General features: G+C 41.8%; 24 protein-coding genes. 15 read left to right on the top strand and 9 right to left on the bottom strand.

Features of this window, described 5'->3' with window-relative positions:
• The first annotated feature begins 117 nt into the window (after positions 1-117).
• Positions 118-3,309, top strand: a complete 3,192-nt coding sequence (locus tag BK049_RS04630) for an efflux RND transporter permease subunit (RefSeq protein ID WP_071167936.1) — start codon at positions 118-120, stop codon at positions 3,307-3,309.
• 29 nt (positions 3,310-3,338) lie between these two features.
• Here the strand turns inward: BK049_RS04630 and BK049_RS04625 are convergent, their stop codons facing one another.
• Entirely contained in the window at positions 3,339-4,292 is a 954-nt protein-coding gene (locus BK049_RS04625; protein ID WP_071167935.1) for a nucleoside hydrolase, read from the bottom strand.
• Positions 4,293-4,473: 181 nt separating this feature from the next.
• On the opposite strand from BK049_RS04625, the gene BK049_RS04620 reads away from it, so the two are divergent.
• From BK049_RS04620 to BK049_RS04600, 5 genes are all read left to right on the top strand, one after another.
• On the top strand, positions 4,474-5,382 hold the full coding sequence (locus BK049_RS04620; protein WP_007496845.1) for a diacylglycerol kinase: 909 nt from the start codon (positions 4,474-4,476) through the stop codon (positions 5,380-5,382).
• Between the two features lie 61 nt (positions 5,383-5,443).
• A complete protein-coding gene (gene rlmD, locus BK049_RS04615; protein ID WP_071169184.1) occupies positions 5,444-6,820 on the top strand; it encodes a 23S rRNA (uracil(1939)-C(5))-methyltransferase RlmD in 1,377 nt (458 codons plus the stop codon).
• A gap of 254 nt (positions 6,821-7,074) precedes the next feature.
• Positions 7,075-8,049 carry a tRNA dihydrouridine synthase gene (locus BK049_RS04610; protein WP_008355826.1) on the top strand — a complete coding sequence of 325 codons (975 nt, stop codon included), beginning with the start codon at positions 7,075-7,077 and terminating at the stop codon, positions 8,047-8,049.
• Between the two features lie 128 nt (positions 8,050-8,177).
• Positions 8,178-9,530 (top strand): IS1182 family transposase, encoded by a 1,353-nt coding sequence (locus tag BK049_RS04605; RefSeq protein WP_071167934.1) that lies wholly within the window; start codon positions 8,178-8,180, stop codon positions 9,528-9,530.
• Positions 9,531-9,722: 192 nt separating this feature from the next.
• Complete coding sequence (locus tag BK049_RS04600; protein WP_071167933.1) at positions 9,723-10,580, top strand: SMI1/KNR4 family protein; 858 nt, start codon at positions 9,723-9,725, stop codon at positions 10,578-10,580.
• A gap of 64 nt (positions 10,581-10,644) precedes the next feature.
• Here the strand turns inward: BK049_RS04600 and BK049_RS04595 are convergent, their stop codons facing one another.
• Both BK049_RS04595 and BK049_RS04590 read right to left on the bottom strand, forming a co-directional pair.
• A complete protein-coding gene (locus BK049_RS04595) occupies positions 10,645-11,016 on the bottom strand; it encodes a hypothetical protein (RefSeq protein WP_008355831.1) in 372 nt (123 codons plus the stop codon).
• Between the two features lie 161 nt (positions 11,017-11,177).
• Positions 11,178-11,387 (bottom strand): hypothetical protein, encoded by a 210-nt coding sequence (locus tag BK049_RS04590; RefSeq protein WP_008355833.1) that lies wholly within the window; start codon positions 11,385-11,387, stop codon positions 11,178-11,180.
• A 105-nt stretch (positions 11,388-11,492) separates the two neighbouring features.
• Between BK049_RS04590 and BK049_RS04585 the strand changes: the two genes are divergently transcribed.
• On the top strand, positions 11,493-12,140 hold the full coding sequence (locus tag BK049_RS04585; protein WP_071167932.1) for a DUF3885 domain-containing protein: 648 nt from the start codon (positions 11,493-11,495) through the stop codon (positions 12,138-12,140).
• Between the two features lie 37 nt (positions 12,141-12,177).
• On the opposite strand, the gene BK049_RS04580 is transcribed toward BK049_RS04585, so the two are convergent.
• Positions 12,178-13,506, bottom strand: a complete 1,329-nt coding sequence (locus BK049_RS04580) for a 6-phospho-beta-glucosidase (RefSeq protein ID WP_008355837.1) — start codon at positions 13,504-13,506, stop codon at positions 12,178-12,180.
• A 202-nt stretch (positions 13,507-13,708) separates the two neighbouring features.
• Here BK049_RS04580 and BK049_RS04575 point away from each other — a divergent pair, with 202 nt between their 5' ends.
• Entirely contained in the window at positions 13,709-14,440 is a 732-nt protein-coding gene (locus tag BK049_RS04575) for a MurR/RpiR family transcriptional regulator (protein WP_008355838.1), read from the top strand.
• A gap of 13 nt (positions 14,441-14,453) precedes the next feature.
• Here the strand turns inward: BK049_RS04575 and BK049_RS04570 are convergent, their stop codons facing one another.
• Complete coding sequence (locus BK049_RS04570) at positions 14,454-15,656, bottom strand: MFS transporter (protein WP_071167931.1); 1,203 nt, start codon at positions 15,654-15,656, stop codon at positions 14,454-14,456.
• 146 nt (positions 15,657-15,802) lie between these two features.
• On the opposite strand from BK049_RS04570, the gene BK049_RS04565 reads away from it, so the two are divergent.
• On the top strand, positions 15,803-16,282 hold the full coding sequence (locus BK049_RS04565) for an aminoacyl-tRNA deacylase (protein ID WP_008355843.1): 480 nt from the start codon (positions 15,803-15,805) through the stop codon (positions 16,280-16,282).
• A 32-nt stretch (positions 16,283-16,314) separates the two neighbouring features.
• Here BK049_RS04565 and BK049_RS04560 read toward each other — a convergent pair whose 3' ends face one another.
• Complete coding sequence (locus BK049_RS04560) at positions 16,315-17,223, bottom strand: LysR family transcriptional regulator (RefSeq protein ID WP_071167930.1); 909 nt, start codon at positions 17,221-17,223, stop codon at positions 16,315-16,317.
• A 102-nt stretch (positions 17,224-17,325) separates the two neighbouring features.
• On the opposite strand from BK049_RS04560, the gene BK049_RS04555 reads away from it, so the two are divergent.
• Positions 17,326-18,528 (top strand): MFS transporter, encoded by a 1,203-nt coding sequence (locus BK049_RS04555; protein ID WP_071167929.1) that lies wholly within the window; start codon positions 17,326-17,328, stop codon positions 18,526-18,528.
• A 134-nt stretch (positions 18,529-18,662) separates the two neighbouring features.
• On the opposite strand, the gene BK049_RS04550 is transcribed toward BK049_RS04555, so the two are convergent.
• Positions 18,663-19,742, bottom strand: coding sequence for a DUF3900 domain-containing protein (locus BK049_RS04550; protein WP_071167928.1), 1,080 nt, complete (start codon positions 19,740-19,742; stop codon positions 18,663-18,665).
• 199 nt (positions 19,743-19,941) lie between these two features.
• Positions 19,942-20,091 (bottom strand): DUF1540 domain-containing protein, encoded by a 150-nt coding sequence (locus tag BK049_RS18750; protein ID WP_008355850.1) that lies wholly within the window; start codon positions 20,089-20,091, stop codon positions 19,942-19,944.
• A 352-nt stretch (positions 20,092-20,443) separates the two neighbouring features.
• Between BK049_RS18750 and rfbF the strand changes: the two genes are divergently transcribed.
• From rfbF to BK049_RS04520, 5 genes are read left to right on the top strand one after another with little or no spacing between them, the layout of a single operon-like run.
• Positions 20,444-21,208 (top strand): glucose-1-phosphate cytidylyltransferase, encoded by a 765-nt coding sequence (gene rfbF / locus BK049_RS04540; RefSeq protein WP_008355852.1) that lies wholly within the window; start codon positions 20,444-20,446, stop codon positions 21,206-21,208.
• A 4-nt stretch (positions 21,209-21,212) separates the two neighbouring features.
• On the top strand, positions 21,213-22,184 hold the full coding sequence (locus tag BK049_RS04535; protein WP_008355855.1) for a GDP-mannose 4,6-dehydratase: 972 nt from the start codon (positions 21,213-21,215) through the stop codon (positions 22,182-22,184).
• A 12-nt stretch (positions 22,185-22,196) separates the two neighbouring features.
• Positions 22,197-23,108, top strand: a complete 912-nt coding sequence (locus tag BK049_RS04530) for a putative nucleotide-diphospho-sugar transferase (RefSeq protein WP_071167927.1) — start codon at positions 22,197-22,199, stop codon at positions 23,106-23,108.
• Positions 23,105-24,295 (top strand): glycosyltransferase family 2 protein, encoded by a 1,191-nt coding sequence (locus BK049_RS04525; protein WP_071167926.1) that lies wholly within the window; start codon positions 23,105-23,107, stop codon positions 24,293-24,295. The genes BK049_RS04530 and BK049_RS04525 overlap by 4 nt, the downstream gene beginning before the upstream one ends.
• On the top strand, positions 24,296-25,225 hold the full coding sequence (locus BK049_RS04520; protein ID WP_071167925.1) for a putative nucleotide-diphospho-sugar transferase: 930 nt from the start codon (positions 24,296-24,298) through the stop codon (positions 25,223-25,225).
• A 33-nt stretch (positions 25,226-25,258) separates the two neighbouring features.
• Here BK049_RS04520 and BK049_RS04515 read toward each other — a convergent pair whose 3' ends face one another.
• Positions 25,259-26,497 carry an MFS transporter gene (locus BK049_RS04515; RefSeq protein WP_071167924.1) on the bottom strand — a complete coding sequence of 413 codons (1,239 nt, stop codon included), beginning with the start codon at positions 26,495-26,497 and terminating at the stop codon, positions 25,259-25,261.
• Positions 26,498-26,547 lie beyond the last annotated feature (50 nt).

Below are 26,547 nucleotides of genomic sequence, written 5' to 3'. Positions count from 1 at the left end.
TCAGCTTTAGAATGTTACGTCAAACGCAAGTGAAATGGTTGACGACATTGTATATCACCGTTTATTATGATATAGAATGACCAGTCAGTCAATACATAAAGGGAAATGGAGGACATAATGAATTCGATCATCAATTTTGTATTAAAGAACAAGTTCGCTGTATGGCTCATGACGATTATCGTAACAGTTGCTGGTCTATATGCCGGATTGAATATGAAACAAGAATCAATCCCTAATATCAACACTCCAGTCATTACGGTTTCTACAACGTATCCTGGTGCAACGCCGGACGAAGTATCAGATAAAGTGACAGATCCAATTGAGAAGTCTATACAAAACCTCAATGGGATCAAAGTGGTCACTTCCAATTCTTTTGAGAATGCCTCATCAATTCAAATCGAGTACGATTACAACAAAGATATGGATGAAGCAAAGAAGGAAATTGAAGATGCCATTAGCAATATCAATTTTCCTGAAAATGCAGAACAACCGAAAATCGCTCGCTTTAGTATTAACGCAATTCCAATCTTAGCACTCAGTGTCTCGGGTGATAAAGAATCATTAGAAGACCTTACACAAAAAGTGGAAGATGACCTTGTTCCTTCGCTTGAAGGATTAGATGGTGTATCTTCTGTCGAAGCTTCAGGACAGCAAATTAAAGAAGTGGAATTTTCTTTTAAACAAAAGAAATTGAAAGAATACGGTTTAGATGAAGAAACTGTCCAAAACATGATCAAAGGCTCTGATGTCAATGTACCATTAGGGTTATACACATTTGGGAGCAAGCAAAAATCAGTCGTAGTGGACGGTAATATTTTAAGCGTCAAAGATTTAAAAAACATGCGAATTCCTGTTACATCAAGTGCAACAGCAGGAGATGGATCGTCTTCTAGCAGCTCAGGAAATGCAGATGTCCAAGGTGCTGAGCAGCAGGCTGGAAGTGCAAGTCAGCAGCAAACAGGTCTAGGCGCAGCAAGCAGTCAATCTGTAGAGCTACCGACAATTAAGCTTTCTGAGATTGCAGATATTAAAGTTGTGAAAGAAGCAGAATCGATTTCTAGAACGAATGGAAAAGACAGTATCGGTCTGCAAATTGTGAAAGGCTCTGATGCCAACACAGTGAGTGTAGCAGAAGAAGTCACAAAAGAGCTTGAGAAATTCAAAAAAGACAACAAAGGCATCAAAGTAAGCACCACATATGATCAGGCAGAGCCGATTAAAGAGTCTGTCAGCACAATGCTGAACAAGGCGATCATCGGAGCAATCTTTGCGATCATTATCATTCTCTTGTTCCTGCGAGATATCAAATCAACATTAATTTCGGTGATTTCCATTCCGTTATCCTTGTTGATTGCGGTTTTAATATTAAATCAGCTGGATATCACATTAAATATCATGACACTTGGTGCTATGACCGTCGCCATTGGGCGCGTTGTCGATGACTCGATTGTCGTCATAGAAAACATCTATCGGCGAATGGCATTAAAGAATGAACCGTTAAAAGGCAAAGCACTCGTCAGAGAAGCTACGAAAGAAATGTTTATCCCGATTATGTCTTCGACGATTGTCACAATTGCGGTGTTCTTACCGTTAGCACTTGTGGGTGGAATGATTGGTGAACTATTCATCCCATTTGCATTAACGATTGTGTTTGCTTTACTTGCTTCTCTGCTTGTCGCCATTACAATTGTACCAATGATGGCTCACAGCCTATTTAAAAAGAACCTGTATGGCAAAGCGAAAAAGGTAAAAGAACATAAACCAAGCAGGCTTGCCGGCGGTTATAGACGGATACTCAATTGGACCCTTAATCATAAATGGATTACATCAGGAATTGCGATTCTCATGCTTGTCGGAAGTTTATTCCTAGCACCACTTGTCGGCGTCAGCTTCTTACCGCAAGAAGCGGAAAAAACGGCGATGGTGACATACACGCCAGAGCCAGGACAAACGAGAGAACAAGCAATTGATGAAACGAAAAAAGCAGAAGAATACTTAATGAAACGTGACCATGTCAATACGGTTCAATATTCATTAGGCTCTTCAAATGCACTGACAGCAAGTGTTGGCGGCAATTCTAACGGTGCGTTATTCTTCGTCCAATATGATGATGACACACCGAATTTCGATAAAGAAAAAGATCGTGTGGTCAAAGCCCTGCAAGACAAAACGTCTAAAGGGGAATGGAAATCACAAGACTTCTCATCTGCTGGCGCAAGTAATACAGTGACGTACTATGTGTACGGTGACAAGGTCAGTGATATTGAAGGGACAGTCAAAGATGTCGAGAACATTTTAAAAGATGAGAAGAACCTGAAAAACGTCAGCACAAGCTTATCTGAGAAATATGACGAATATACGTTCAATGCAGATCAAGAAAAACTGGCGAAGCTAGGCTTAACGGCTTCACAAATCGCACAGGCGATCGCTCCTCAAAGCAGTGAAACAACACTGACGAAAGTAACAGAGGACGGCAAAGAACTGGATGTGAAGCTTCAAACGGAAAAAGATGAATATAAGAGCAAAAAAGATTTAGAGAATAAAAAGATCACAACACCGACAGGGCAAGAAGTCCGAATTGGTGATGTCGTGAAAGTGAAAGACGGCACAACAGCGAACACTGTGACAAAGCGTGATGGAAAAATTTACGCAGAAGTGTCTGGTGACATGACGACAGATGATGTATCAAAAGTGACACAGGATGTTCAGAAGAAAGTGGATAAGCTTGATTTGAAATCTGGCGTTACGATTGATACAGGCGGTGTAAGTGCGGATATTCAAGAATCCTTTACACAGCTAGGGCTCGCAATGCTTGCAGCAATTGCCATTGTATACCTCGTTCTCGTCATTACATTTGGCGGAGGTCTTGCACCATTTGCCATTCTGTTCTCGCTTCCATTTACGATTATTGGTGCACTCGTTGGATTGTTTGTAGCGAAAGAAACCATCAGTTTAAATGCCATGATTGGGTTGCTGATGCTGATCGGAATCGTTGTGACAAATGCCATTGTCTTGATTGACCGCGTCATACACAAAGAACAAGAAGGTCTTTCAACAAGAGAAGCCTTACTTGAAGCAGGTACAACAAGATTACGTCCAATCTTAATGACGGCACTTGCGACAATTGGTGCATTGCTGCCACTCGCATTAGGTTTTGAAGGCGGAAGTCAGATCGTATCAAAAGGACTTGGCGTCACCGTTATTGGCGGTTTAACAAGTTCTACACTTCTCACATTGGTCATCGTGCCAATCGTGTATGAAATCTTAAGCAAATTTAGACGTAAGAAAAAGTACGCAGAAGAAGAGTAAGAGGGAGCCCCGCTCATTGGCGGGGTTTTTTATGTTGAAATCTGACAAACCGCTTTTCTCATGAGCTCTTCAAACGCTTGGAAAAATGCATCACGATCGACATGGTCGATCACTTGAATGGATTTTCCATCTGGATGTTCTTCGGTACGTCCTTGCCTTGGTGTTTCAGTGTAAACGATCGCGTTCATCTCTTTTGAACGGGTAAATGATGAGGAAGCAAGAGTGATGGTTGTCAGCACATCCCATAAGTAGTAAGTCGAGTTCGTTTCGTGATGAATGAGTGGCGGACAAAAGGCATAACACTGTCCAATAAAATCTATTCCAATATGAGAGCGGAGGGAAGCCCAGCGCTGGCGTACATCAAGTGTCAGCGGGACTTGATTCGTGCTTTCTAATGCGACCATTTCAATAGGAAAGCGCTCTTGAAAGACGGTGCTGACAGCATAGGGGTCCCAAAAAGCATTCCATTCTGCTGTCCCATCATGCTCAGGTTCTTCGACATTGCCTTTTTCAAGGAATGTGCCGCCCATCCATACCAGTTTCTCAATTTTATTTGAGATAGAGGGATCTTCTTCTAAGGCACGTGCAAGGTCTGTGAGCGGACCTGTAAAGAGCAGGGTGACAGGTTCTGTTGCCTTTTTAACCGTTTCAATCAGATGAAGATGTGCTGGAAGCTTGGATACTTTTGTATCAACAGCGCCTTTTTCGTTTAAAATCGGCAGTGCATCTACATAAAAGGCATGCATGCGCCATTCCTTTGGAAATGGATTGACACCTCTAGAGTTGGAAGCAGCGACCTCAATCTCATAAGGACTAAATCGATCAATGATTTTCTGAGACGCACTCAGCGCAGGCTCTAAATAACAATCAGCAGGAATCACAGACACCCCAATGACTTTCAGGTGCTCCATTTGAAGAAGCAGGAATAAGGAGACGAGGTCATCAACACCGCCGTCATGATTGAAATAGACAGGTTTTTTCATCGCATACCATCCTTTTCATCGTTTTCTTTTATCTTATCAGAATGCTTATCTGTTGAGGGAAACGTGCCATGAGATTTCAAATATTAGGGGATTGTTCAGTTGCCATTTTCAAAACTCATAGTATAATTAAAGGTTGTTAGTGGTGAAAATAGATTGCATAATGATAATAGGATGATGATGAATGAAACGTGCTCGAATTATATACAATCCGACATCTGGGCGTGAACTCTTTAAGAAGAATTTACCGCAGGTTTTGCAAAAATTTGAACAGGCTGGCTATGAAACATCTTGTCATGCGACGACATGTGCAGGAGATGCAACACAAGCAGCAGAAAAAGCTGCACAGAGAGATTTTGATTTAATTGTAGCAGCAGGTGGAGACGGCACGATCAATGAAGTCGTCAATGGATTAGCACCGCTTGAAAAAAGACCAAAATTAGGTATCATTCCAGTAGGAACAACAAATGACTTTGCAAGAGCACTTGGCATTCCAAGAGAAGATATATTAAAAGCAACAGATGCCATCATTGATGGAGTAGCAAAGCCGCTTGATATCGGTAAAGTGAATGGCCAATATTTCATTAATATTGCAGGAGGCGGCCGATTAACAGAGCTGACCTATGAAGTGCCTAGTAAGCTGAAAACCATGCTAGGACAGCTTGCTTATTATTTGAAAGGCATGGAGATGCTTCCTTCCATCCGCCCGACAGAAGTCGAAATTGAATATGACGGCAAATTGTTTCATGGAGAAATCATGCTGTTTCTTGTTTCACTAACAAACTCAGTAGGTGGCTTTGAAAAGCTGGCACCAGATTCCATATTAGATGACGGTATGTTTGATCTGATTATTTTAAAGAAGGTCAATCTAGCAGAAGCCATTCGAGTGGTCAGCCTTGCACTTCGAGGCGAGCATATTCATGATAACAATGTCATCTACGCAAAAGCGAATCGCGTGAAAGTAGATGTAAAAGATAAAATGCAATTGAATTTAGATGGTGAATACGGCGGCATGCTGCCAGGTGAATTTGAAAACCTATATCGCCATATTGAATTTATTGTGCCAAAAGCAACAGCTGAAAAAATAGGGTGAAGACTGAACTTGGTTCCTTATGGCGACCAAGTTTTTCTTTGCAAATGAGGTGATAAAATTGGTGAAAATGAAACCGCCCGTTCAAAAAAATGAATACTACAATGTAACCTTCGAAGACTTAACGCACGAAGGTGCCGGTGTAGCGAAAATTGAAGGCTTCCCTGTCTTTGTACCGAATGCCCTTCCTGACGAACAAGGAAAAATCAAAGTCACACGTGTCAAAAAAGGATTTGCTTTTGGACGACTCATGGAGCTGACAAAGGAAAGTCAGCACAGGCAAGATGCGCCATGTCCCATTTACAAGCAGTGCGGCGGCTGTCAAATTCAGCATATGAGCTATGAAGGTCAGCTGAAATTTAAACACAAACAAGTAAAGGACGTATTGGAGCGGATCGGCAAGCTTGATATGAGCCGTGTAAAAGTTCATCCTGTACTCGGCATGGAAGATCCTTGGAATTACCGAAACAAAGCACAAGTTCCAGTTGGTGAACGTGAAGGCGGGCTCGTTGCTGGTTTCTATCAGCAGCGAACGCATGAAATCATTGATATGGAAAAATGTTTGATCCAGCAGTCAGAAAATGACGAAGCGGTACAGGCAGTAAAAGACATCTGTAATGCATTTGGCATTAAAGCATATAACGAAGAGAGGCACAAAGGCTGGTTGCGTCATGTCATGGTTCGTTACGGCATGGCAACAGGTGAAATGATGGTTGTGTTTGTCACAAGAACGGCTGATTTTCCGCAAAAGCAGCAGGTGATTGAGCAAATTATAGCACGCTTCCCACATGTTCGGTCAATTGTACAAAACGTGAATTCAAAGAAAACAAATGTCATTTTCGGAGACGAAACGACCGTTTTATGGGGAGAAGAATACATTTATGATACGATTGGCGACATCAAATTTGCGATTTCAGCCCGATCGTTTTATCAAGTGAATCCAGCTCAAACAAAGGTGCTTTATGACAAAGCGCTTGAATATGCCGAGCTGCAAGGCGAAGAAACCGTTATTGATGCATACTGCGGAATCGGTACGATTTCCTTATTTCTCGCACAAAAAGCAGGTAGAGTATACGGTGTAGAAATTGTGCCAGAAGCAATTGAAGATGCTAATCGCAACGCTGCCTTAAACGGGATCAACAACGTTGAATTCGCAGTTGGTGAAGCGGAAACTGTTATCCCAAACTGGTACAAAGAAGGTATCAAAGCAGATACATTAGTCGTTGATCCCCCAAGAAAGGGCTGTGATGAAGCATTGCTTGACACAATCATCAAGATGAAACCAAACCGTGTTGTTTACGTGTCCTGTAACCCTGGGACGCTTGCTCGTGATTTGCGTATTCTTGAGGATGGTGGGTATGTGACGGAGGAAGTGCAGCCTGTGGATATGTTTCCGCATACGAGTCATGTGGAGTGTGTGGCAAGTCTTGTGATTAATTAGTAATGTATTGAAGCATCCCGATTTCGTGATATTAAACCGACATCGGGATATTTTTATTTTCGCTTGCTCTACTTGAATAAAAAACGGTAATCGTGGATCAAAAATGAATATTTGTCCAGCATTTGGTTATCAAATGTCCCTTTTTGCAATTTTGCCACGTTCATATTAAAGTATATAATGATAAAAATTGCTGAAAGAATTTACAGAAGGACATGCCCTTTAGGCGCTATGTCATGAGAGGAATTGAACGAAAGATGAATCAAAATTTCTGGCGTGATTTGCCACGGCCATTTTTTATATTAGCACCAATGGAAGAAGTGACAGATGTTGTGTTTCGTCATGTTGTGAGTGAGGCGGCGAGACCGGATGTGTTTTTTACAGAGTTTACGAACAGTGAAAGTTATTGCCACCCTGATGGCATTCAAAGTGTGAAGGGCCGTTTAACGTTTACAGAGGATGAGCAGCCGATTGTTGCTCATATTTGGGGAGACAAACCTGAGAACTTTAGACAAATGAGCATTGGAATGGCGGAATTAGGTTTTCAGGGGCTTGATATTAATATGGGCTGTCCTGTCCCAAATGTCACACAAAACGGGAAGGGCAGTGGCTTGATTCTTCGCCCAGACGTTGCGGCAGAGCTAATTCAAGCGGCAAAAGCAGGGGGATTACCTGTTAGTGTGAAAACAAGACTAGGATTTACAGAGGTCGATGAATGGCGCGGGTGGCTCAGACACATTTTGGAGCAAGACATTGTGAATTTATCGATCCATCTTCGCACAAGAAAGGAAATGAGCCAAGTGGATGCGCATTGGGAGCTCATTCCTGAGATAAAAAAACTGCGTGATGAAGTAGCTCCTGATACGCTTTTGACAATCAATGGTGATATTCCTGACCGTCAAACTGGCTTAAAGCTCGCTGAGCAGTATGGAGTGGACGGAGTGATGATTGGGCGCGGGATTTTCCATAACCCCTTTGCCTTTGAAAAAGAGCCGAAGGAGCATACGAGTGATGAATTGCTTGGTCTTTTAAGATTGCATCTTGATCTCCATGATCAATACTCCTCACTAGGTCTGCGTCCGTTCAAGGCGCTTCACCGTTTCTTTAAGATTTATGTGAAAGGGTTCAGAGGAGCGAGTTTCTTAAGAAATCAATTAATGAACACATCGTCAACAGATGAAGTGCGTGCAATGCTTGATGAATTTGAAGCGAGAAATAACGAACAATCATGATGAAAAAGAGGAGGGGTAACCCTCCTCAGGCTGTCGAGAAAATCTCGACAGCTTTTATTTTTCCCTTAAAGTTTCCATCCCCTCATTTTATAATAGAGAAAAGCATACTAAAGGAAGGTGTTTTTCTCATGTTCCACACTAGAAATTCTTCTCAGCACGAAGCCGAATTTGTATTGCTAGATCAACTGGTCGAAGAGGATCACCTGCTTCGTAAAATTGATCAGTACATTGATTTTTCATTTATCGTAGATAAAGTAAGACCGTATTATAGCGAGAATAAAGGTCGCCCTTCTCTTGATCCGCTTATTTTGTTCAAAATGATGTTTATCGGATACCTGTACGGTATCCGTTCTGAAAGACAACTTGAAAAAGAAATTTACTATAACATGGCGTATAGATGGTTTTTAGGTTTGAACATCAATGACCCCGTTCCTCATCACTCGACCATTAGCTGGAATCGTCGTACTCGATTCAAAGATACAACGATTTTTCAAGACATTTTCGACGAGATCGTGCTTCAAGCTATCAATCATGATATGGTAGGAGGCCGCGTTCTTTTTACTGATTCAACTCATCTTAAAGCCAATGCCAATAAACATAAATATACGAGAAAAACGATTGAACAAGATACCCAGAACTATATAAATGATTTAGAAGAAGCGATCCAAGAAGATCGGGTGGCACACGGAAAAAAGCCCTTAAAGGTAAAAGAGGAGGTGAAAACGGAAAAAGACATTCGTCAAAGTAAGACTGATCCTGAAAGTGGCTATCTTTATCGTGAAAACAAGCCAGAAGGCTTTTTCTACCTAGACCACCGTACAACAGATATGAAGTACAATATCATCACTGATGCTCATGTCACACCAGGTAATGTCCACGATTCTGTACCATATCTTGAACGACTGGATCACCAAATCGCACGATTTGGTTTTCAAGTAGAAGCTGTTGCCCTTGATTCTGGTTATTTGACAACCCCAATCTGTAAAGGTTTATCCGATCGACGTATTTTTGGTGTTATCGCACATAGACGCTTTCATCCAACAAGAGGATTATTTGAGAAGTGGAAATTTCAGTATGACTCTGAACACGATCACTACATATGCCCGAAGGGTGAAAAGCTTTCATATACCACAACTGATCGAAAAGGTTATAGGTTCTACAAATCAGATCCCAAAAAATGTGCTTCGTGTCCTTTTCTTGAAAACTGTACAAGATCTAAAAATCATCAAAAGGTCATCTCAAGACATGTGTGGGAGGAACATAAAGAAAAGGTCAGACAAAATCGTCTGTCTCCCGCTGGAAAAGAGCTATACAAAAAAAGAAAAGAAAAAATAGAGCGAAGCTTTGCAGATTCAAAACAACTGCATGGGCTTCGCTACTGCCGGTTGAGGGGAAAACAAAATGTGAGTGAGCAAGTGCTTCTCACAGCTGCCTGTCAGAACATGAAGAAGATTGCCACACACCTAGCGAAGCTAGGCTAGGTGTGTGGGAGGCCTTTTTCATTCAATCTTATCCACCATCATTACGATGAAAATAAAAAAGATTGTAGAAAAACATGAGTTTCTCTACAATCTGAGGAGGGGTAACCCTCCTCTTTTTTTATGAATAGGACTATTAAACTAGTTCTCTCAAATGGTAAAATGAGATAGAAATAACAATTGGAGGTATTTTATTTGAAACCATTTTGGGATACAGACAGAGAAAGTGAAGAGACATTTAAAAAAATCAATGAAAAAGGCATTGCAAAAGCGGAAAAGAAGCTAGGCGTCATCTTGCCTGATACATATAAGAAACTTATTCTTGAACAAAATGGCGGGTATACCCTGCATAACGCTTTTCCAACGGACCAGCCGAATGGATGGGCAGAGGATCATGTGTCATTTGATCATTTAAGAGGAATTGCCAAAGGTGAAGGCATAATGGATAGCGATTATTTAATAGAAGAATGGGAATTGCCTGAGGGACTTGTGCTTATTTGTGGGGATGGTCATACGTGGATCGCTTTGGATTATAGAGAAACAAAGGAGCATCCGCCGGTTCATTACTTTGATCTAGAATATGAGACGGATTTCAAATTAGCGGATTCGTTTGATGAACTGATTGCTGGGCATTATACCGCAGAGGATAGCTTAGAAGATGGGATGTCGGATGAAGAGTGGCAGGCTGAATATGAAAAGCAGAATCCGCCATTATCAAAAGAAGAAGTGAAGGACATATTCATCACCAAAGACCCTGAACAGCTTTCAAAAATTACAAATTACCAAGTGAAACACATTGATGATATTAAGTGGATCTTTTCTGAAGTAGAAACATACATGCACTCCATTCAAGACGAAGAAATGGTAACGACTGCTGGGTGGGCGCTGAATACGATCTTTATATTGAATGAAGAAATGATTAAGAAGAATATGGATGTTGTCCAAAATGTATGTCGTTTTGCGGAACACTTGAATCAATCAGAAATTCATGAATTGCGGGATATTGCCTTTAATATATCAATCGCGTTGGAATTTGATTTAGAGGAGTCATAAATCTTTCTTTTTTAGTTAGAAAACAAAAGTCCCCCTTTTACTAAAAAGGGGGTCACCAATTCCTTTACTCCGCACTCTCCCCAACCTCACGGCTATCCTCTGTTTCACCAATATAAATAGGACCGTTTGCATGATCGATTCGGATTGGCCATTCGTATGGGACTTGCAGGCGTCTAGCGATGGCTCTCCAAAATTTTGCAGAGTCAAATTCTAGTTCTTGAAAGTCTTTGAGCAATTCTTTATACGAAGACCCATCAAATTGAATGTATGAGTCTTGCAGGCGCATAAAGGCGTAATGTCTCACTTCTAGTGCTGCCGCTGCTTCCATTTCTTCCTCTGTTGCTCCGCCGATGATTGTTCCTGCGGGCGGAAGCATGTCGTAAACGTTAAATTCCTCTTCTTCTTCATGGGATGCGTTGTGCTGTTGATCTGACATTTCCTTCACTCCTTCTCGTTTTAATCAAAATTTTATTCGTGCTTACTACTATTATCGGAAGAAAATGCGAAATGTGGAATGGTCTGAGGAGCAGAATTAGGCATTATTCAGGAATTGATGGGAGAACCATTTCAAAAAAACAACTCTATGAAAAGAGATGTTTAGTGAAGAGCAGGGGCTTTTCGTTTTGATAGGACGTGAGCTATCCATTCGAGAAGAGCAAAAGTCACTAAGAAGATGATGGCCCAGCTGCTAGCATCAGCCCATACATTGGTGATATCAATGATGTTCGCCTGATCAAGTCTGTCCTGGATCCACATCGTGATCAATGTCGTGAGGTATATTTGTAAAAACCATTTGGATTTTTTCAATTAGTCACACTTCCATCTCATGTTATCATATAAGAAATAACAAGGAATTTCCAATTGTTTTTTCCATGTTTCAAGATGAAAATAAAACCAATGGAAGGAAATCAAATGAGCGATCTAATAGATACGTTTTTAAAACACAATTTTTCTGATCTTTTACTAGCACCGCCTCTTTTTTATGAATGGCCGTATGGACTTCGGTTTGAAGTGGCAGATTGGTCATTAGGAAAGGAATCGGATGTATTAGAAAAAGCAGGGGATCGTGCTTTTGACATTGTGAGATATGCGTTTCATCCAGAGGACGAGATGCTATTCGTCACAGATGTTTACACGCAGCATGAACATGAACTAACGAAGCGAAAGCTCCTTGTTTATCAAAAATATGTCGACCGACAAGTGCGTCACAGGTTGCGTCACGAGCGTTTGACCTATGTACAACCAAATCTAGAAGAAACAATGAAAATAGAGCGATTTATGCTCCATTGTCAGATGCAGGATATTCGATTGCGCCCGCTTCTTCATGCAATATGCCAAGAAGACTTTTACACGCCGAATCAAATCATGAAAGGAAAGCTTGGTTATGAAATCTATCTAATCAACCTCTCAAAACAGATGATTTTCCACTTATATGATGATCGAGGCTGTGATCTCATTGCGGCAGACCCTGAACATCTGCGGCCGGTCTATGAGGGCTTACAGCACTGGCTATTAACATATGATCTCGCTCGGATGGATCAGCTATTTGCCGGTAAATAAGAAAAACCGCACTTTCCACAAGTGCGGTTCCTTCTTATTATGCTTCTACTTTATTAAAAAACTGCGGAAGATATTCTTTGTGTGCTTCTAGCATTTCATCTAGGATGCTTTTTGCAATGGCATCTGATGGGACAAGCGGATTGATGGTCATGGCAACAAGGGCTGTGTTGTAGTCGCCTGTCACGGCTGCTTCAGCGGCTACACGTTCAAAGGATTTAATTTGAGAAATAAGTCCTTTGACAGCGACCGGCATTTCACCAACAGCGATTGGTTTTGGACCGTCTTTTGTGATGACGCAGTTCAGTTCAACGGCAGAATCATTTGGAATGTCACTGATCGCGCCATTGTTGATCGTGTTCACAGGCTGAATGTCATGCTTGTCGTTATAAATGGATGCGATCAAGTTACACGCTGCGTCACTGTAGTAAGCACCGCCTCGTTTTTCAAGCTGTGGCGGTTTAATATCAAGATCAGGGTCTTTGTAAAGCTCGAATAGGTCATTTTCTAGTGCACGAACGACTTCTGCACGCGTTCCTTCATTCTCTGCTGCTTTCTTTTCTTCAGCCAGCATATCACTTGTTTTGTAGTAGTAGCGGTGATACGGACAAGGAATTACGCCAAGCCCTTTTAAGAAATCTGCATCCCATGGAATCGCTTGAATGTTGTTCATTGACATGGTGGAGTTTGGATCTGCCATGTCTTCAATGACTTGATCCATGATGCTTTTACCGTCTAAGAATACATCCAGTCCAAATACCATATGGTTCAATCCAGCAAAGCTGACTTCCACTCTGCTTGCATCTACATCCAGCCCTTTGGCGATGCCCATGCGAATGCCGATTGGCACGTTACATAAGCCAACGACTTTACGGTGATTTGAATAGCGTAGAACGGCTTCTGTGACCATACCGGCAGGGTTCGTGAAGTTCACAAGCCATGCATCCGGGCATAATTCTTCAATATCTTTTACAATATCAAGAATGACAGGGATGGTGCGCAGGCCCTTGAATAGACCGCCAGGACCATTTGTTTCTTGACCAATGACATCATATTTTAAAGGAATGCGTTCATCCTTCATACGTGCTTCCAGTAATCCGACGCGGAATTGTGTTGTGACGAAATCAGCGCCAACGAGGGCTTTTTTACGATCGAGTGTTAAGTGAACTTCAATTGGAAGTCCGGCTTTTTTCACCATTCGTTTTGCAAGATTTCCGACGATTTCAAGCTTTTCTTTTCCCGCTTCAATATCGACGAGCCAAAGTTCGCTAATTGGAAATTCATCGTACCGTTTAATAAATCCTTCGACAAGCTCTGGTGTATAGCTTGATCCTCCGCCAATTGTGACAACCTTTAATCCTTTTGCCATGTTCTGCACCTCCGAATAATGTAACGCACAATGTTATAATAGATTGAAACCAATTGTTCTTTTGTTTGTACAACTATAGCTTATCGTGAGAGCATCTTGTGCGTAAATGGCTTTGGCGTCTTTAGGCAAGGGTGCCCTATTTAGAGATTTGTTACATAAAAGAAACACGTTGTGACATGTTGTTGGAGAAAGGGGAAGTCAGATGTTTTCAAGTGAGGTCATTTCCAGCTTTAATGAACTAGAGAGCGCTTTATACCGATATATTATGGAAAACAGTGAAAAGGTCGTCTATATGAGAATTCGCGACTTAGCAGATGCTGCTCATATTTCTACCTCGTCTGTCCTTCGCTTTTGCCGAAAAGTGAAGTGTGAAGGCTTTTCAGAGTTTAAAGTGAAGCTCAAAATGTATTTAGAATCAGAGCAAACGCCCTCTTTGAAAAGCACACAGCATTTTCTATATGAATTTATAGAACGAACATTGAAAGGAGATTTTGAAGAAAAAATCAAAGAGGCAGCGAGGCTGATTGCTGAGGCAAAAAATGTGCTGTTTATTGGGACTGGCAGTTCTGGCATTTTGGCGCAATATGGGGCAAGATACTTTTCAAGTCTTGAGAAATTTTCGTTTTACATCAATGATCCATTTTTCCCAATGAATATGCAGTATTTAGACAATAGCGTCACGATTGTGCTGTCTGTATCAGGGGAGAACCGTATTACGATTGATCATATTTCGAAATTAAAGAGAGAAGGCAGTACGATCATTAGTATTACAAACAATCAGCACTGTACGATTTCACGTATTTCTGATGTCAATATTGCCTATTACGTTACAGATGAACGAATGCACAGAGCCAATATCACCACACAGACACCCGTTGTGTATATTTTAGAAACCATGGCCCGTGACATGTTTGCGATGTTAAAAGAAAAGTAAAAGAGCCGCTGCCTTAAACAGCCGCTCTTTTTTTCTGCATCATGAAAGCAAGAATGGCGATGCCGGAACAGACGAGGACAAACAGTCCGCCTAACAAATACACAAACCTTGCGCCGAATGTATCTGCAATAAATCCAACAAAGAAGATGGATAAACCGGCAGATACAGAAGAAAGGACGTAGTGAGCGGAATACACCTTTGATAAGTCACGGGTGGGTGTTGCTGTTTGAAGAATGGTTTGCTGGGAAACATCTCGAATTTGATAGGCAGGTCCCATCAGAATACAAAGCAGCAGCGCAAGCCATGGAAGGCTGTTCATTGCAAAAAGAATGGTGAGCACTGCATAGATGAATGAACCTGTTGCCATAAAGAGGAGCAGCTGTTTTTGAATGAAACGACTGAACCATGCAGCGAGCAGCCCGCCTATAATGGCGCCAGTATAATAAGCAGCGTTGATAAACCCCCACCAATCCTCGCTTCTATTCAAATCATGCGTGACAAAGGCGAGTGTAATGGCTCCAATCCAAACAGATCCCGCTATATTTTCACAAACATCCATGAATGTCAGGGTACGAATCATTTTATTTTTCCAAATGACCGTCCAGCCGTCTTTGAAACTGTTTAATTGATTCGTTCTTTGAGTCGTGTTTTCTTCCTGAAGCAAAGGCAAAACGGGTAAGAACAATAGATAAGAACATACAATCATGAGACAAGTGAAAGCTAATAAATAAGTTGACCCAATCCACAAGACGAGTATTCCGGTAAACGAATAGCCGGCAATTTGAACGATTTGTTGAAAAATGGAGGCTGTGCTGTTCGCTTGAACAAGCTGATTTGCCTGCACATGCATTGGCATGATCGCCTGTAATAAAGGACTGATGAATCCGCCTGTCATCGAAATGAGTATGAGTGCACCAAACAGCCAGACGATATGCTGCTGAAAGAAATGGAATTGTGTGGTGAACAAGATCATCATCACAAGACGTGCAAGAGGGAGCCATTTTAAAAGGCGATAGGCTTGAAAGCGATCAATCAAAACAGGAGAGATGAGCCCAGCTAATAGCTGACATAACGTTCTAATGAGTGGAAATAATGCCGCATAGGTAGCAGATTGTGTATCTTGATAAATGACGAAAGTGATGGTCATCACAAACACGATATCACTTAGCATCAGAAGGCTTTTACTGCCTGTGTAAAACCAAAACGTTTTTCCCATATCAAACCGGCTCCTTTTCAAAAACAAGTTCAGTATAGCATGAGAGCGAAGGGGCTAGAGGCTTTCTATTGAAAAATACATCTTAAGGATGAGAGGATTGTGATAAGCTAAATGAAAGGACATTGTAAGGAAAGGGGTTCAATCCATTGAGAAAATTACCAGCACACGACTTTTTGGACAAGCTTGGCATTCCGTATGACATCAAAACATTTTCTGACGAAACAGAGAAGGGTGCAGCAAATGTAGCGGCAGCTCTTGGTTTTAGAGAAAGACAAATGATCAAAACATTGATCTTTGAAACAGGGGAAGGGGAGCAGCTGCTTGTGATGGTTGGTGCTGATCAGCACATCAAATCAGGAAAACTAAAAAAAGCAGCAGGCTCTCGTAATATCAAAATGGCTTCACCAGACACGGTTCTTGAAGTGACGGGCTATCGAATTGGTTCGATTCCGCCATTTTGCTGGCAGCCTGAAGGGTTCCGAACGATTATTGAAGCTTCGCTATTAGAAGAAGAGGTCTTAGGAGTAGGAGCTGGCGAGTGGGGAAATGAAATACTCATCACACCAGAACAATTAGTAAAGGCATCAAAGGCTGTTCCGTTTGATCTTGTCCAACCATCCGAATAGAAAAAGTGCCTGTTTACGAAGCAGGCACTTTTTTAATTGAAGGCTGGTGGTATAAATGGTCCAATGTCTTTCATTTGCAGAAAGGCATTCACTGTTTTATTTTCCTCAAGGTCATTCGCTCGTTTGCAGACAACAACAGGTCTGATAATGTCAACTCCTTCGATATACACGCGTCCGATATCTCCACGTTCTAAGCTTTGCTGAACAGCGTCACGAGGAACAAGTGTGATGCCATAGCCAGCTTTGATCATTTGAATGGCTTCATGGACACCGCTGAATTGTAAATCAACGTTCGGTTTTTTAATTCCTTTCGAGGTAAAAAGAGAAAAGAGCTTCTCTCTTGTGGAACTGCCTTCTTCTCGCATTAAAAAGGGTTCATGACGCAGGCGCTCAAGGGGAACGGTTTGTCCGTTCAACGGATGATCAGACGGGACAATAAAATCATAGCTTAAATTAGTCAAATGGGAGGTGTGGATGTCCTCGTGGTGCAGGTCTTCAATGACAGCGATGGCGACATCTGAATGATATTGCAGAAGATCCTCTATCACTTGAGCGGAGTTTCCGCTTTTTAATTCAATTTCTGTCTGTGGTGATGATGTTTTAAACGCAGCCAGCCATCCAGGCAGCAAAAAGTTAAGTGGAACGTAGGTAGAAGCAATTCGCAGTCTCCCTTTTTTCCCGTTTTGTAAAAGTGTGATCTGATATTCTACTTCCTTTTCAGCCTCAAATACTTGCCGGGCATAAGGATACAGAATTTTCCCCATCTCTGTCAGTGTAATTCCTCGGCCGTTTCGTTTAAATAGGCGGAAACCGATTTCTCGTTCAATGCTTCTTAATTGAGCCGTAACCGCTGGTTGTGTCAAAGACAACACGTCTGCCGTTTGTGTGACGCTTTTCGTTTCGGCTACCTTTGCAAAAATACGGAGGGCATGTAAATTCATTTTTGTACCACCTATCAATTATTTTGATGATTGGATCAAAAACATTCATTAGATTTATTATAAGGCACCCCTTATCGTAAAGGTAGCGAAGGGGGCAAAAAAATGGATCATCGTCAAAAGCAGGTCGTGTCCATATCACTTATCACTGCGTTTGCACTCATTGGAGATTCAATGCTTTATATTGTTCTGCCTATCTATTGGAGAGAGGTTGGATTATCGTCCATTTGGGAGGTCGGTTTGCTGCTCTCGATCAACCGATTCATTCGCATCCCTTTAGCGCCTGTTGTTTGGTGGTTATACCGGTATGTGCCGATGAAGACTGGCGTATTGATTGCTATTTTGCTGGCGTCAGTGACCACGATGTTATATGGCGTCAGCGGTTTTTGGCTGCTGCTGATCTGCCGGTGCGCTTGGGGATTAGCTTGGACTTTACTTCGTATGAGCGGGATGCGGTTGATGGCTGAAATGGATGAAGGCACACAAGGGCATTTAACGGGTCTTTATAACGGGCTTTACCGTCTCGGCAGTTTATTCGGAATGCTATTTGGCGGGGTATTCGCCAGCTTGATCGGTTTCCAGCCCATGACGCTCGTCTTTGGCTTGCTCACATTGCTAGGGTGTATTTTTTATGTGTCTTTAGATGAGATTGAAAAGGGCAAAGAGACGCAAGTCTATCAAGGCATCAAACAGAAGTGGCTTTCACGTGAAGTTGTGAAAGTTCTTCTGACAGGTATGCTTGTAGCACTGATCATACAAGGTTTATTTGCTTCAACGTTGAGTCATGTGATTGAAGTCAAGATCGGCCAGAATGGAATAGCTCTTCTCGGTTATGTCATAGGTGCGTCTGCTTTAAGTGGAGCGATTCAAGCAATCAGATGGGGATGGGAACCATTTGTCGCACCAAGAGCAGGCAGGTGGTTTGACGGGGTTGTGGTGAAGGAACGAATGCTGTGCTGGATGTTTCTTTCGTTTGGAGCTCTCAGTATACTCGGAGCCATGCTGAAGATCACTGGCTGGTTTCTTGTGATGTTGCTTTTGCTTCAGCTGTTGTCCACGATTTTAACGACGCTAACCGATACGCTTGCTTTTCACAAAGCCTCTACTCAAACAGATAGGAACCGCTTCCTTGCTAGCTATTCCTTTGTTCAAGATCTGGGGGCTGCTTTAGGACCTTTGCTGGGATATACAGTCATTCAATTTTGGGGGGCGAACAGTGTCTTTTGGCTGATGATTATGATGAGCGTACTGCTTTTAAGTCTATGGACGAGAGGCAATCGGCAGCATGTCTCTTATGGGGAAGTGTGAATCATCAAGTCAAGATGTAACAGAAGTCAGGTTAGTGAATGTATTTTCTTCATGATCGCATATGTGGTAAAGTCTGATAGCAACATAAAAAAACTGCCTTCATGCGGCTGAACGCATGAGGCAGTAATATTCACCTATTCAATGCCCGAATCATAGGCTTTTTGCGTCAGCTGGCTGACGACTTCTTTTAAGCCATTTGGTTTATGGAATTCAACAGGTGTGCTACCTTTTTCGAATATGATTTGATCTGCTTCAACGAGCACGACATATCGATTGTTGACCTTTGCGATATGAATCGAGTGGCCGAAGTCGGCTAAAAGTCCTTTGATCTCTGTTTCACCTAGACGCATTTTCATTGTGATGTCAGGGGTTTGTTCAACAATATGTGAAGCTGCTAACGTGACCTGTTCTGTATCGAGCGTTTCCCTAATCTCACGCTTTTCACTAGCTTCCCATATTTCAAGGTCCTCTTCAAATTGTTTTAATTCTTCACTTTCATCCTGTAATGTTTCAAATACTTGTTCTTGAACCATATTCATGACCTGTGATTTCATGATTTCAGGCATCGATTCTCCATATTCGACGAATTTCAGGAAGTCCTCAAAATAACGAGCGTGTGAGGATTGGTGGATTTTCACTTCTGCTTCCTCTGTCATGCCCTCTTCTGGCATAAACGGATATTGAATCGATTTCATGTTTTTGGTTGTAATCGCCATTTCGACTTTTCGGATCAAGGTAGATGTATCAGCAATAGAAGCGACTTTCTGTTCAAAATCACATTTCATGATAAAGACAAAGGAGTCATCGAAATACTTTTTAGGAACTGCGGAAGCAACTAAAAAAACGCCGCCCCTCACAGCACTTGTATCTAAATAGGTGCGAACAAATTGTTCGCTGCATTCGTTGAATAATTCCTTTGTATCTGCAAATCTCGTCTGATGAAATAAATTGTAGTTTGGATTTGAATCGAGCTCATGACCTGGTTCGACAATAAAACGGCCAATTTTAGTCGGTACTTGCTCAGACTTAGGATGTCTGTCCACTTTTCGTTTGACGATTTTTTTCAGCTCACCGTCTAAAAAGTCCTTCAGCTCACTTTGTTCAAATTCCTCTTGGTCTAATGTTTGATAATGTTTAAACCGTTTATTTGCTTGTTCATCTTTGCCTTCTACTTCAATCACAAAGAATGATAGAAAACGTATCGTAAAGTCCACTGATTGGTCACCACTTTTTCTTCTTCGGATATGTTGAGTATAGAAAAAGGAGTGAAAATCGTCAACGAATGGAGAAATATCGTGTCATTATTTCCCGAGAAATGTTTACTGAAAAACACTTGATAATAATTATCATTCTTGATAGAATGATAAAAGAAAAGAAGGAACCTGCCAGTTCCTTCATCTCAGAAATCTTTTATTATTTTGTTTCGAATGTTTCGCAATCAGTGTCTACATTGCGAGTCACGTCAGACATTGTGCTTTTACCAATTTTAATTGTAGAGGCTGTACAGCTGTTTTCAGCCCAAAAACGGCAAGAGTTCACTTCACAAAGTACGTTTTGTGCCATGGGAATTCACCTCCGTGATTCATATTGAGAATGACGCAAGCTGCCACTTGATTCATTCAATCTAGTAGTCTCTTTATAGAAAGAGGCTGTTTGTGCTGCGTATGCACATGTTTATCATACCATCTACCCTGAGAATATACAATTTAAACTTTGCAAGAGCGAGAAGACAAATCTCGCTCTTTTTTATTTGTAAAAATAGTTGAATGCTAGGTGGCGCGAACTCTCTTTTTTACATATGAATAGAGTAGATTCAAAACCTGATATCGGACAAAGTATAAGGGTACATGTACCGATTTTCCGCATAAAGATAAGGTTTTTAATCAAAAATTTCATAGAGAGATGAGGGGAGAAGATGAAAGCAGTCATTCTCTGCGGAGGAAAGGGAACGAGAATGAGTGAGGTCACACAAGCGCTTCCTAAACCACTTGCTATGATCGGAGATCGGCCTATTCTATGGCATATTATGAAAATCTATCAGTATTACGGTGTTGACGAGTTTATCTTATTACTTGGATATAAAGGAGAGAAGATCAAAGAGTATTTTCTCAACTACGACTGGCGGCATCACAGCATGCAGCTGGATATGTCGACAGGAGAAATGAAGCTTTTAGGGAAGTCGGAGAACTGGAAAATCACCTTTTTAGATACGGGTGAGGATACGATGACAGGCGGACGGTTAAAGCAGGCACAAGACTACATTGGGGATGAAACATTTATGATGACGTATGGTGACGGGCTCGCCAATATCAATATGTTTCATTTACTTAAGCGCCATCAAGATATTGGGGCAGCTGCCACTGTTACAGGAATTGAAAAGAAGTCACAGTACGGGACACTTAAGGTGTATAACGGGATGGCACAATCCTTCTCTGAGAAGACGGACAGTATCGGGATGATCAATGGAGGATTTTTTGTGTTGTCTCCAAAGGTTTTTGATTATTTAACAGATGATGATCAATGCGTGTTCGAAGCGGAGCCGCTTCAACATCTGGCGAATGATGGAGAGCTTGCGGTTTATGAGCATCACGGATTTTGGACAGCAATTGATACGTACAAAAACTTGAAGGAAATCAACGACATGTGGACAGAAGGAAAACAACCATGGAAGGTTTGGTGACGGCATGAGCGGATTTTGGAATGGGAAGAACGTATTTGTGACTGGATGTACAGGATTGTTAGGGAGTTATCTCGTCAAGGAATTGATTGATCAAGGTGCAAACGTAACAGGGCTTGTACGTGATCAAGTGCCAAGATCGAATTTATATCAAGGCAGTCAGTTTGAAAAAATGAATGTCGTGCAAGGCGCACTTGAGGACATGCAAACGATTGAACGTGCACTCGGAGAGTACGAAATTGATACCGTCTTCCATTTGGCTGCCCAAGCGATTGTTGGGGTCGCAAACAGACATCCGGTCTCTACATTTGAAGCCAATATTTTAGGGACATGGAATGTGCTGGAGGCGTGCAGGAGGCAGCCGCTCATCAAACGAGTCATTGTGGCATCAAGTGATAAAGCTTACGGTGATCAGGAGCAGCTTCCTTATGATGAAAACATGCCGCTTAACGGGAAGCACCCGTATGATGTATCGAAAAGCTGCGCAGATTTAATTTCTCACACATACTACAACACATATGGTCTTCCGGTTTGTGTGACGCGGTGCGGTAATTTATACGGTGGCGGGGATTTGAATTTTAACCGAATCATTCCGCAAACCATCCAGCTTGTGTTAGAGGGAAAGGTTCCAGAAATTAGAAGTGACGGGACCTTTATTCGCGATTATTTCTACATTGAAGATGCGGTTAAGGCTTATTTGCTCCTAGCTGAAAAAATGGAGGAAAAAGGGCTTGCTGGAGAAGCGTTTAATTTTAGTAATGAAATTCAGCTGACGGTCCTTGAACTCGTAGATAAGATTTTAAAAGCAATGGGAAGTGACCTGAAACCTCGTATTCTCAACCAAGGAACGCATGAGATTAAGCATCAATATTTGTCGGCAGAAAAAGCGAGAAAGCTGCTTGATTGGAAGCCAGACTACTCCATTGATGAAGGTTTAGAGAAAACCATTGAATGGTACCGCGAATTCTTTCAAAAATAGAGGTGTAAATAGATGAACAGCATATATTGTACGGTTCTATCAAGTGGAAGACTTTATCAAGCCATTGCATTTTTCTTATCGTTGAAGCAAGTAGAAGATGATGCTGTCATCAAGACGTTATGTATGGATGATGCTGCATTTGATTTGCTTCATCAAATGAATTTCCCGCATGTCGATCTTGTTCATGTACGGCAGCTTGAAACACCTGAGCTTCTAGAGATCAAAAAGGAACGGGATGATTCGGAATATTGCTGGACGTTAAAGCCGATCTGGATTGAGCGTATTTTCGAAGAGGAGAAGGCAGAAGAAGTGACGTATCTTGATGCGGATTTATTCTTTTATGAGAGTCCGCAAGTTATATTTCAAAACCAGCCGGATGCCTCTGTTCTCCTATCAAGAGGGGATATCGTCATTCCAAGCTTTGATCCAGAGGAAGTGACGATGCTTCAGAAGCTTTTAGGCCGATATAATTCAGGATTCCTACATTTTAAAGGAGATGAAGCCGGCAGAAAGTGTCTCAGCTGGTGGAAAGAAGAGTGTCTAAAAGAATGCAAAAATGCGCCTGGAGAAGGTAAATTTGGCGATCAAGGGTATTTGGATCATATGCCAATGCTGTTTGACAACGTAGAAGAGATTGAAACGAAAGGTGTCAATATTGGTCATTGGAATTATGGACAGCATGTCTATAAGGAAGAGGATGGACGTATTCTGCTTGAGGATGGAAGTCCGCTCATTTGCTATCATTTCAGTGGTTTTCGGATTGTGAGCAAGGATGATATGCAGCAAATCCATGAAAAAGGAAGAAATGATTTGCCATTTTTCCAAGAAGCCTATCGAGAAGTGCTGCGCCATGTGATTGAATCTGTGGAACAAGTCAATCCGATGTTTAACGGCTATGCCACACTGGAGGTGGATGACGCATGAATGAAAAGCCGAAGGTAAGCGTCATTATTCCGAGCTATAATGCCAAAGAGCGTTTAGAAGGGAGTCTTTTTTCCTTAACACGCCAGAAAACAGATATTCCATTTGAGGTCATTGTCACCGATAATGGGTCAACGGATGGCACGATGGAAATGCTCGAAAAAATGGAAGTGAACTTTCCGTTGAAAAAGGTGCGTATCCCCGTCAATCAAGGGATTGCCAAGGGGCGCAATCATGCCATTCGCGAGGCGGAGGGAGACCTGCTAATTTTTCATGACAGTGATATGCTCGCAGAACCGAGGTTTATTCAAAAGCATGCAGAAGCACATGATGATCAAGAGGATCTTGTCATTTGCGGTGTTTGCTGGAAGCGAATTTATCGTTATTTTTACACTGGATTTGATAAAGATCATGTGAAGCGATTGAAAGAACAAGGGCTGTATCAGCGGAAAATGAAGGACAAAACGCCTCTTTTATCAATGGAGGAAGTGGAAAATGGTGCATTTTTAGAGAGAAGCTTCGACTTGCAGTCCGAATTTATTGATATTCTGAAAGACATTTTAAACACGTACCACTATGATTTAGGTTCTTATCAATTGCCGTGGCGATTTTTCATTACAAATAACTCCTCCGTAAAGAGAAAGCATGTCATGAAACTAGGGATGTTTGATGAAAATATCGTTCGGTACGGGTTTGAGGATTATGATTTGGGGATTCGTTTGTATCAGTTTGGTCTCTCATTTGAGCTGCGAGAGGATATTTTGAGTGTACATCAGGAGCATCCAAGTAATTTAACGTCATTCGATGACATTAAATATAACATTTTGTATATGTGCGAGAAGTACAACAATATTGATTCCATTGATGTTCATTTGGTCTTCTCTGGACCATTTTCTCACACTGTGACCAATGACATCATGAAAGAAATTCGTCAGCTGCGTGAAAACCCGGTATTTGATGATCTGCTCTCTTATTTTTTAGAGCTGCTGCATATGATTACAGAGCGGAATATGGGCATCAAACGTGATCAAAAGGATGTGCTGACCGCAAAGCACTTTTCTTTGAAAAAACTGTCAGAGGCGGCGCAGCTTGCAAAGCAGGAATATGATTCTGCGGTTCTAGTAGAAGCTATTCAAGGGCTGACGCAAGAGCTGCTGCATGTTGATTTATGTCAAGTGGATGTGTTGTAGATGGCATCCTATCATTTTACAACCATTGTGTCGAATACCCATGTATTGAAGCTGCTGGCGCTGATTCATTCACTTGAGCAGACGGCTCGTTCCTTCAAACTCTCCGTTTTATGTGCTGACCCTTTGGCTTACAAGGTGTTAAGTGAATTTCCTCACCCGCATGTCCAATATGAACAGCTTGAAGACATTGAAGATGATTCGCTGCGAAAGGCAAAGGATGATCGTACGTTCCATGAGTATTGCTGGACATTAAAGCCTGCGTTTTTACTCAAAATTCTAGAGTCCTCTGATGCGGATTATCTCGCTCATTTGGATACAGATTTGTATTTTTATCATCACCCAAAGGAAATATTTGCAGAGAATCCACTCGCTCATTTATATTTGACAGATCATATGAATTCCAAGCGATTCTATCACTATTATGAATTATCCGGCCGTTTTAATACTGGTTTTGTAGGCTGCCGCAACACAGATGTGGCCAAACGGGCTGTGACGCAGTGGAAAGAAAACTGCATTGCACACTGTACGGTAGAAATGGATACGGAAAAAAAGACATACGGAGATCAGCGGTATGTTGAAAGATGGGTCGATGATTTTGAGGGAGTCCATGTGGTGGCATCTAAAGGTGCCAATGTAGCGATTTGGAATATTGAAAACTACGAGCTCTCTGTTGTGAAAGAAGATATTTATCTTGATGAATGTCCACTGCTGTTCTATCATTTTTCTGCCTTTACAATCATTGATGAGCGTACCTTTAATCTCAATTGGTATTACTATATGACAGATCAAAAGCTGGTGGATCATTTGTATATTCCATATGCCAATTTGATTCATCAAAAGATTCAACAGGTACAAGAGGTATTTCCGGACTTTCAGCAAGGGTTTATCGCAAAGAAGCATGTTCCCGATACACATTTTTATGAGATATGAAAAAAACCGCTCAGTGATTTGAGCGGTTTTCATTTATGATTCATTCCATTTGGTGATGGTTTGATCACTAGGAAGCAGGACAGCTAGAATGCCTAAAATCGGTAAAAAGGCTGCACCGATCATGGTAGGCGTTAAGCCGAAGGCATCAATGAATGAGCCGAGGGCAACCGATCCGATTGCACCCATTCCAAACGCCAGCCCAACCGTTAAACCAGACATTGTGCCGATTTTCCCGGGAAATAGTTCTTGGGCGTATACCACTGTAACAGAGAAGCTTGACATTAAAATGATGCCAATGAGTCCAAGTAAAACATACGCAAAAACAGGTCCGGCAAAAGGCAATAAAAGGGCAAGTGGAAAGGATGCTAATAATGAAGCCAAAATTACGGTTTTCTTGCCAAATCGATCTGCAAGCGGTCCGCCTAGAAATGTCCCGACTGCACCCAATATAAGAAATAAGAAAATATAAGTTTGTGATTCTTTAATTGTCAAACCATATTGTTGAATTGCATAAAACGCATAGAAATTCGAGATTGCATTCCCATACCAAGAGCGAGCAAAAATAAGGAAGACGATAATGCCGAGTGCCGCGAGTGCTGACTTGCGATGCATATCAGATCTTGCCGCTTTTGCAGCCGCTTTTTTCGCTTGTGCTCGAATGGTTTGAAGCTTCCTTGCGTACCATCTCGAAATGTAGAGAAGGAAACAGGTAGCAACCAATCCAACAATCGTAAACCAGGCGACTCCTGGCTGGCCGAGCGGGACGAGCATGAGTGCTGCAATCAGTGGTGCAAGGGCTTGACCTGTATTGCCGCCGACTTGATAGATTGATTGTGCAAGTCCACGTCTTGGACCAGCTGCCATATTGGCAACGCGGGAACCCTCTGGATGGAAAATAGCAGAGCCGAGTCCGATAAAGGCGACGCAAAGCAGAATGGTCGTAAAGGATGGTGCAAATGCAAGGCCGAAAATACCGACAGCGCTTGAGAATAGTGCAATGGGAAGTGCGTAGGGCATCGGCCGTTTATCTGTGTACCATCCAATAGCAGGCTGCATCACGGAGGAGACCATATTTAATGTAAAGGCAATCAGCCCTAATTGTGTAAAGGTCAGCCCCATTGATCGTTCTAAAATAGGGAACATGGCAGGAATAACGGCTTGTAATGTGTCGTTGAGCAAATGGCAAATACCGATAATCAATAAAATAGGATAAACTGTTGAGCCGGTGACAGCTTTTTGAGGTTTATCCTTTGCACGAGCAGCAATAGCCAATGAGACTTCCTCCTTTCATTCAACTGGTTTCTTTTTGCATTCTCCTCATT

This window comes from Bacillus xiamenensis (genome assembly GCF_001857925.1).
Lineage (GTDB): Bacteria > Bacillota > Bacilli > Bacillales > Bacillaceae > Bacillus > Bacillus xiamenensis.
Note: the sequence above shows the minus strand (reverse complement) of the source record. Positions and strands in the feature narration are given on the sequence as shown.

Excerpts from the sequence above, each read along its gene's own strand:
- BK049_RS04630 (WP_071167936.1), top strand. The coding sequence starts at position 118 with ATGAATTCGATCATCAATTTTGTATTAAAGAACAAGTTCGCTGTATGG.
- BK049_RS04625 (WP_071167935.1), bottom strand. The coding sequence starts at position 4,292 with ATGAAAAAACCTGTCTATTTCAATCATGACGGCGGTGTTGATGACCTC.
- BK049_RS04620 (WP_007496845.1), top strand. The coding sequence starts at position 4,474 with ATGAAACGTGCTCGAATTATATACAATCCGACATCTGGGCGTGAACTC.
- BK049_RS04610 (WP_008355826.1), top strand. The coding sequence starts at position 7,075 with ATGAATCAAAATTTCTGGCGTGATTTGCCACGGCCATTTTTTATATTA.
- BK049_RS04605 (WP_071167934.1), top strand. The coding sequence starts at position 8,178 with ATGTTCCACACTAGAAATTCTTCTCAGCACGAAGCCGAATTTGTATTG.
- BK049_RS04595 (WP_008355831.1), bottom strand. The coding sequence starts at position 11,016 with ATGTCAGATCAACAGCACAACGCATCCCATGAAGAAGAAGAGGAATTT.
- BK049_RS04585 (WP_071167932.1), top strand. The coding sequence starts at position 11,493 with ATGAGCGATCTAATAGATACGTTTTTAAAACACAATTTTTCTGATCTT.
- BK049_RS04580 (WP_008355837.1), bottom strand. The coding sequence starts at position 13,506 with ATGGCAAAAGGATTAAAGGTTGTCACAATTGGCGGAGGATCAAGCTAT.
- BK049_RS04575 (WP_008355838.1), top strand. The coding sequence starts at position 13,709 with ATGTTTTCAAGTGAGGTCATTTCCAGCTTTAATGAACTAGAGAGCGCT.
- BK049_RS04570 (WP_071167931.1), bottom strand. The coding sequence starts at position 15,656 with ATGGGAAAAACGTTTTGGTTTTACACAGGCAGTAAAAGCCTTCTGATG.
- BK049_RS04560 (WP_071167930.1), bottom strand. The coding sequence starts at position 17,223 with ATGAATTTACATGCCCTCCGTATTTTTGCAAAGGTAGCCGAAACGAAA.
- BK049_RS04555 (WP_071167929.1), top strand. The coding sequence starts at position 17,326 with ATGGATCATCGTCAAAAGCAGGTCGTGTCCATATCACTTATCACTGCG.
- BK049_RS18750 (WP_008355850.1), bottom strand. The coding sequence starts at position 20,091 with ATGGCACAAAACGTACTTTGTGAAGTGAACTCTTGCCGTTTTTGGGCT.
- rfbF (WP_008355852.1), top strand. The coding sequence starts at position 20,444 with ATGAAAGCAGTCATTCTCTGCGGAGGAAAGGGAACGAGAATGAGTGAG.
- BK049_RS04535 (WP_008355855.1), top strand. The coding sequence starts at position 21,213 with ATGAGCGGATTTTGGAATGGGAAGAACGTATTTGTGACTGGATGTACA.
- BK049_RS04530 (WP_071167927.1), top strand. The coding sequence starts at position 22,197 with ATGAACAGCATATATTGTACGGTTCTATCAAGTGGAAGACTTTATCAA.
- BK049_RS04525 (WP_071167926.1), top strand. The coding sequence starts at position 23,105 with ATGAATGAAAAGCCGAAGGTAAGCGTCATTATTCCGAGCTATAATGCC.
- BK049_RS04520 (WP_071167925.1), top strand. The coding sequence starts at position 24,296 with ATGGCATCCTATCATTTTACAACCATTGTGTCGAATACCCATGTATTG.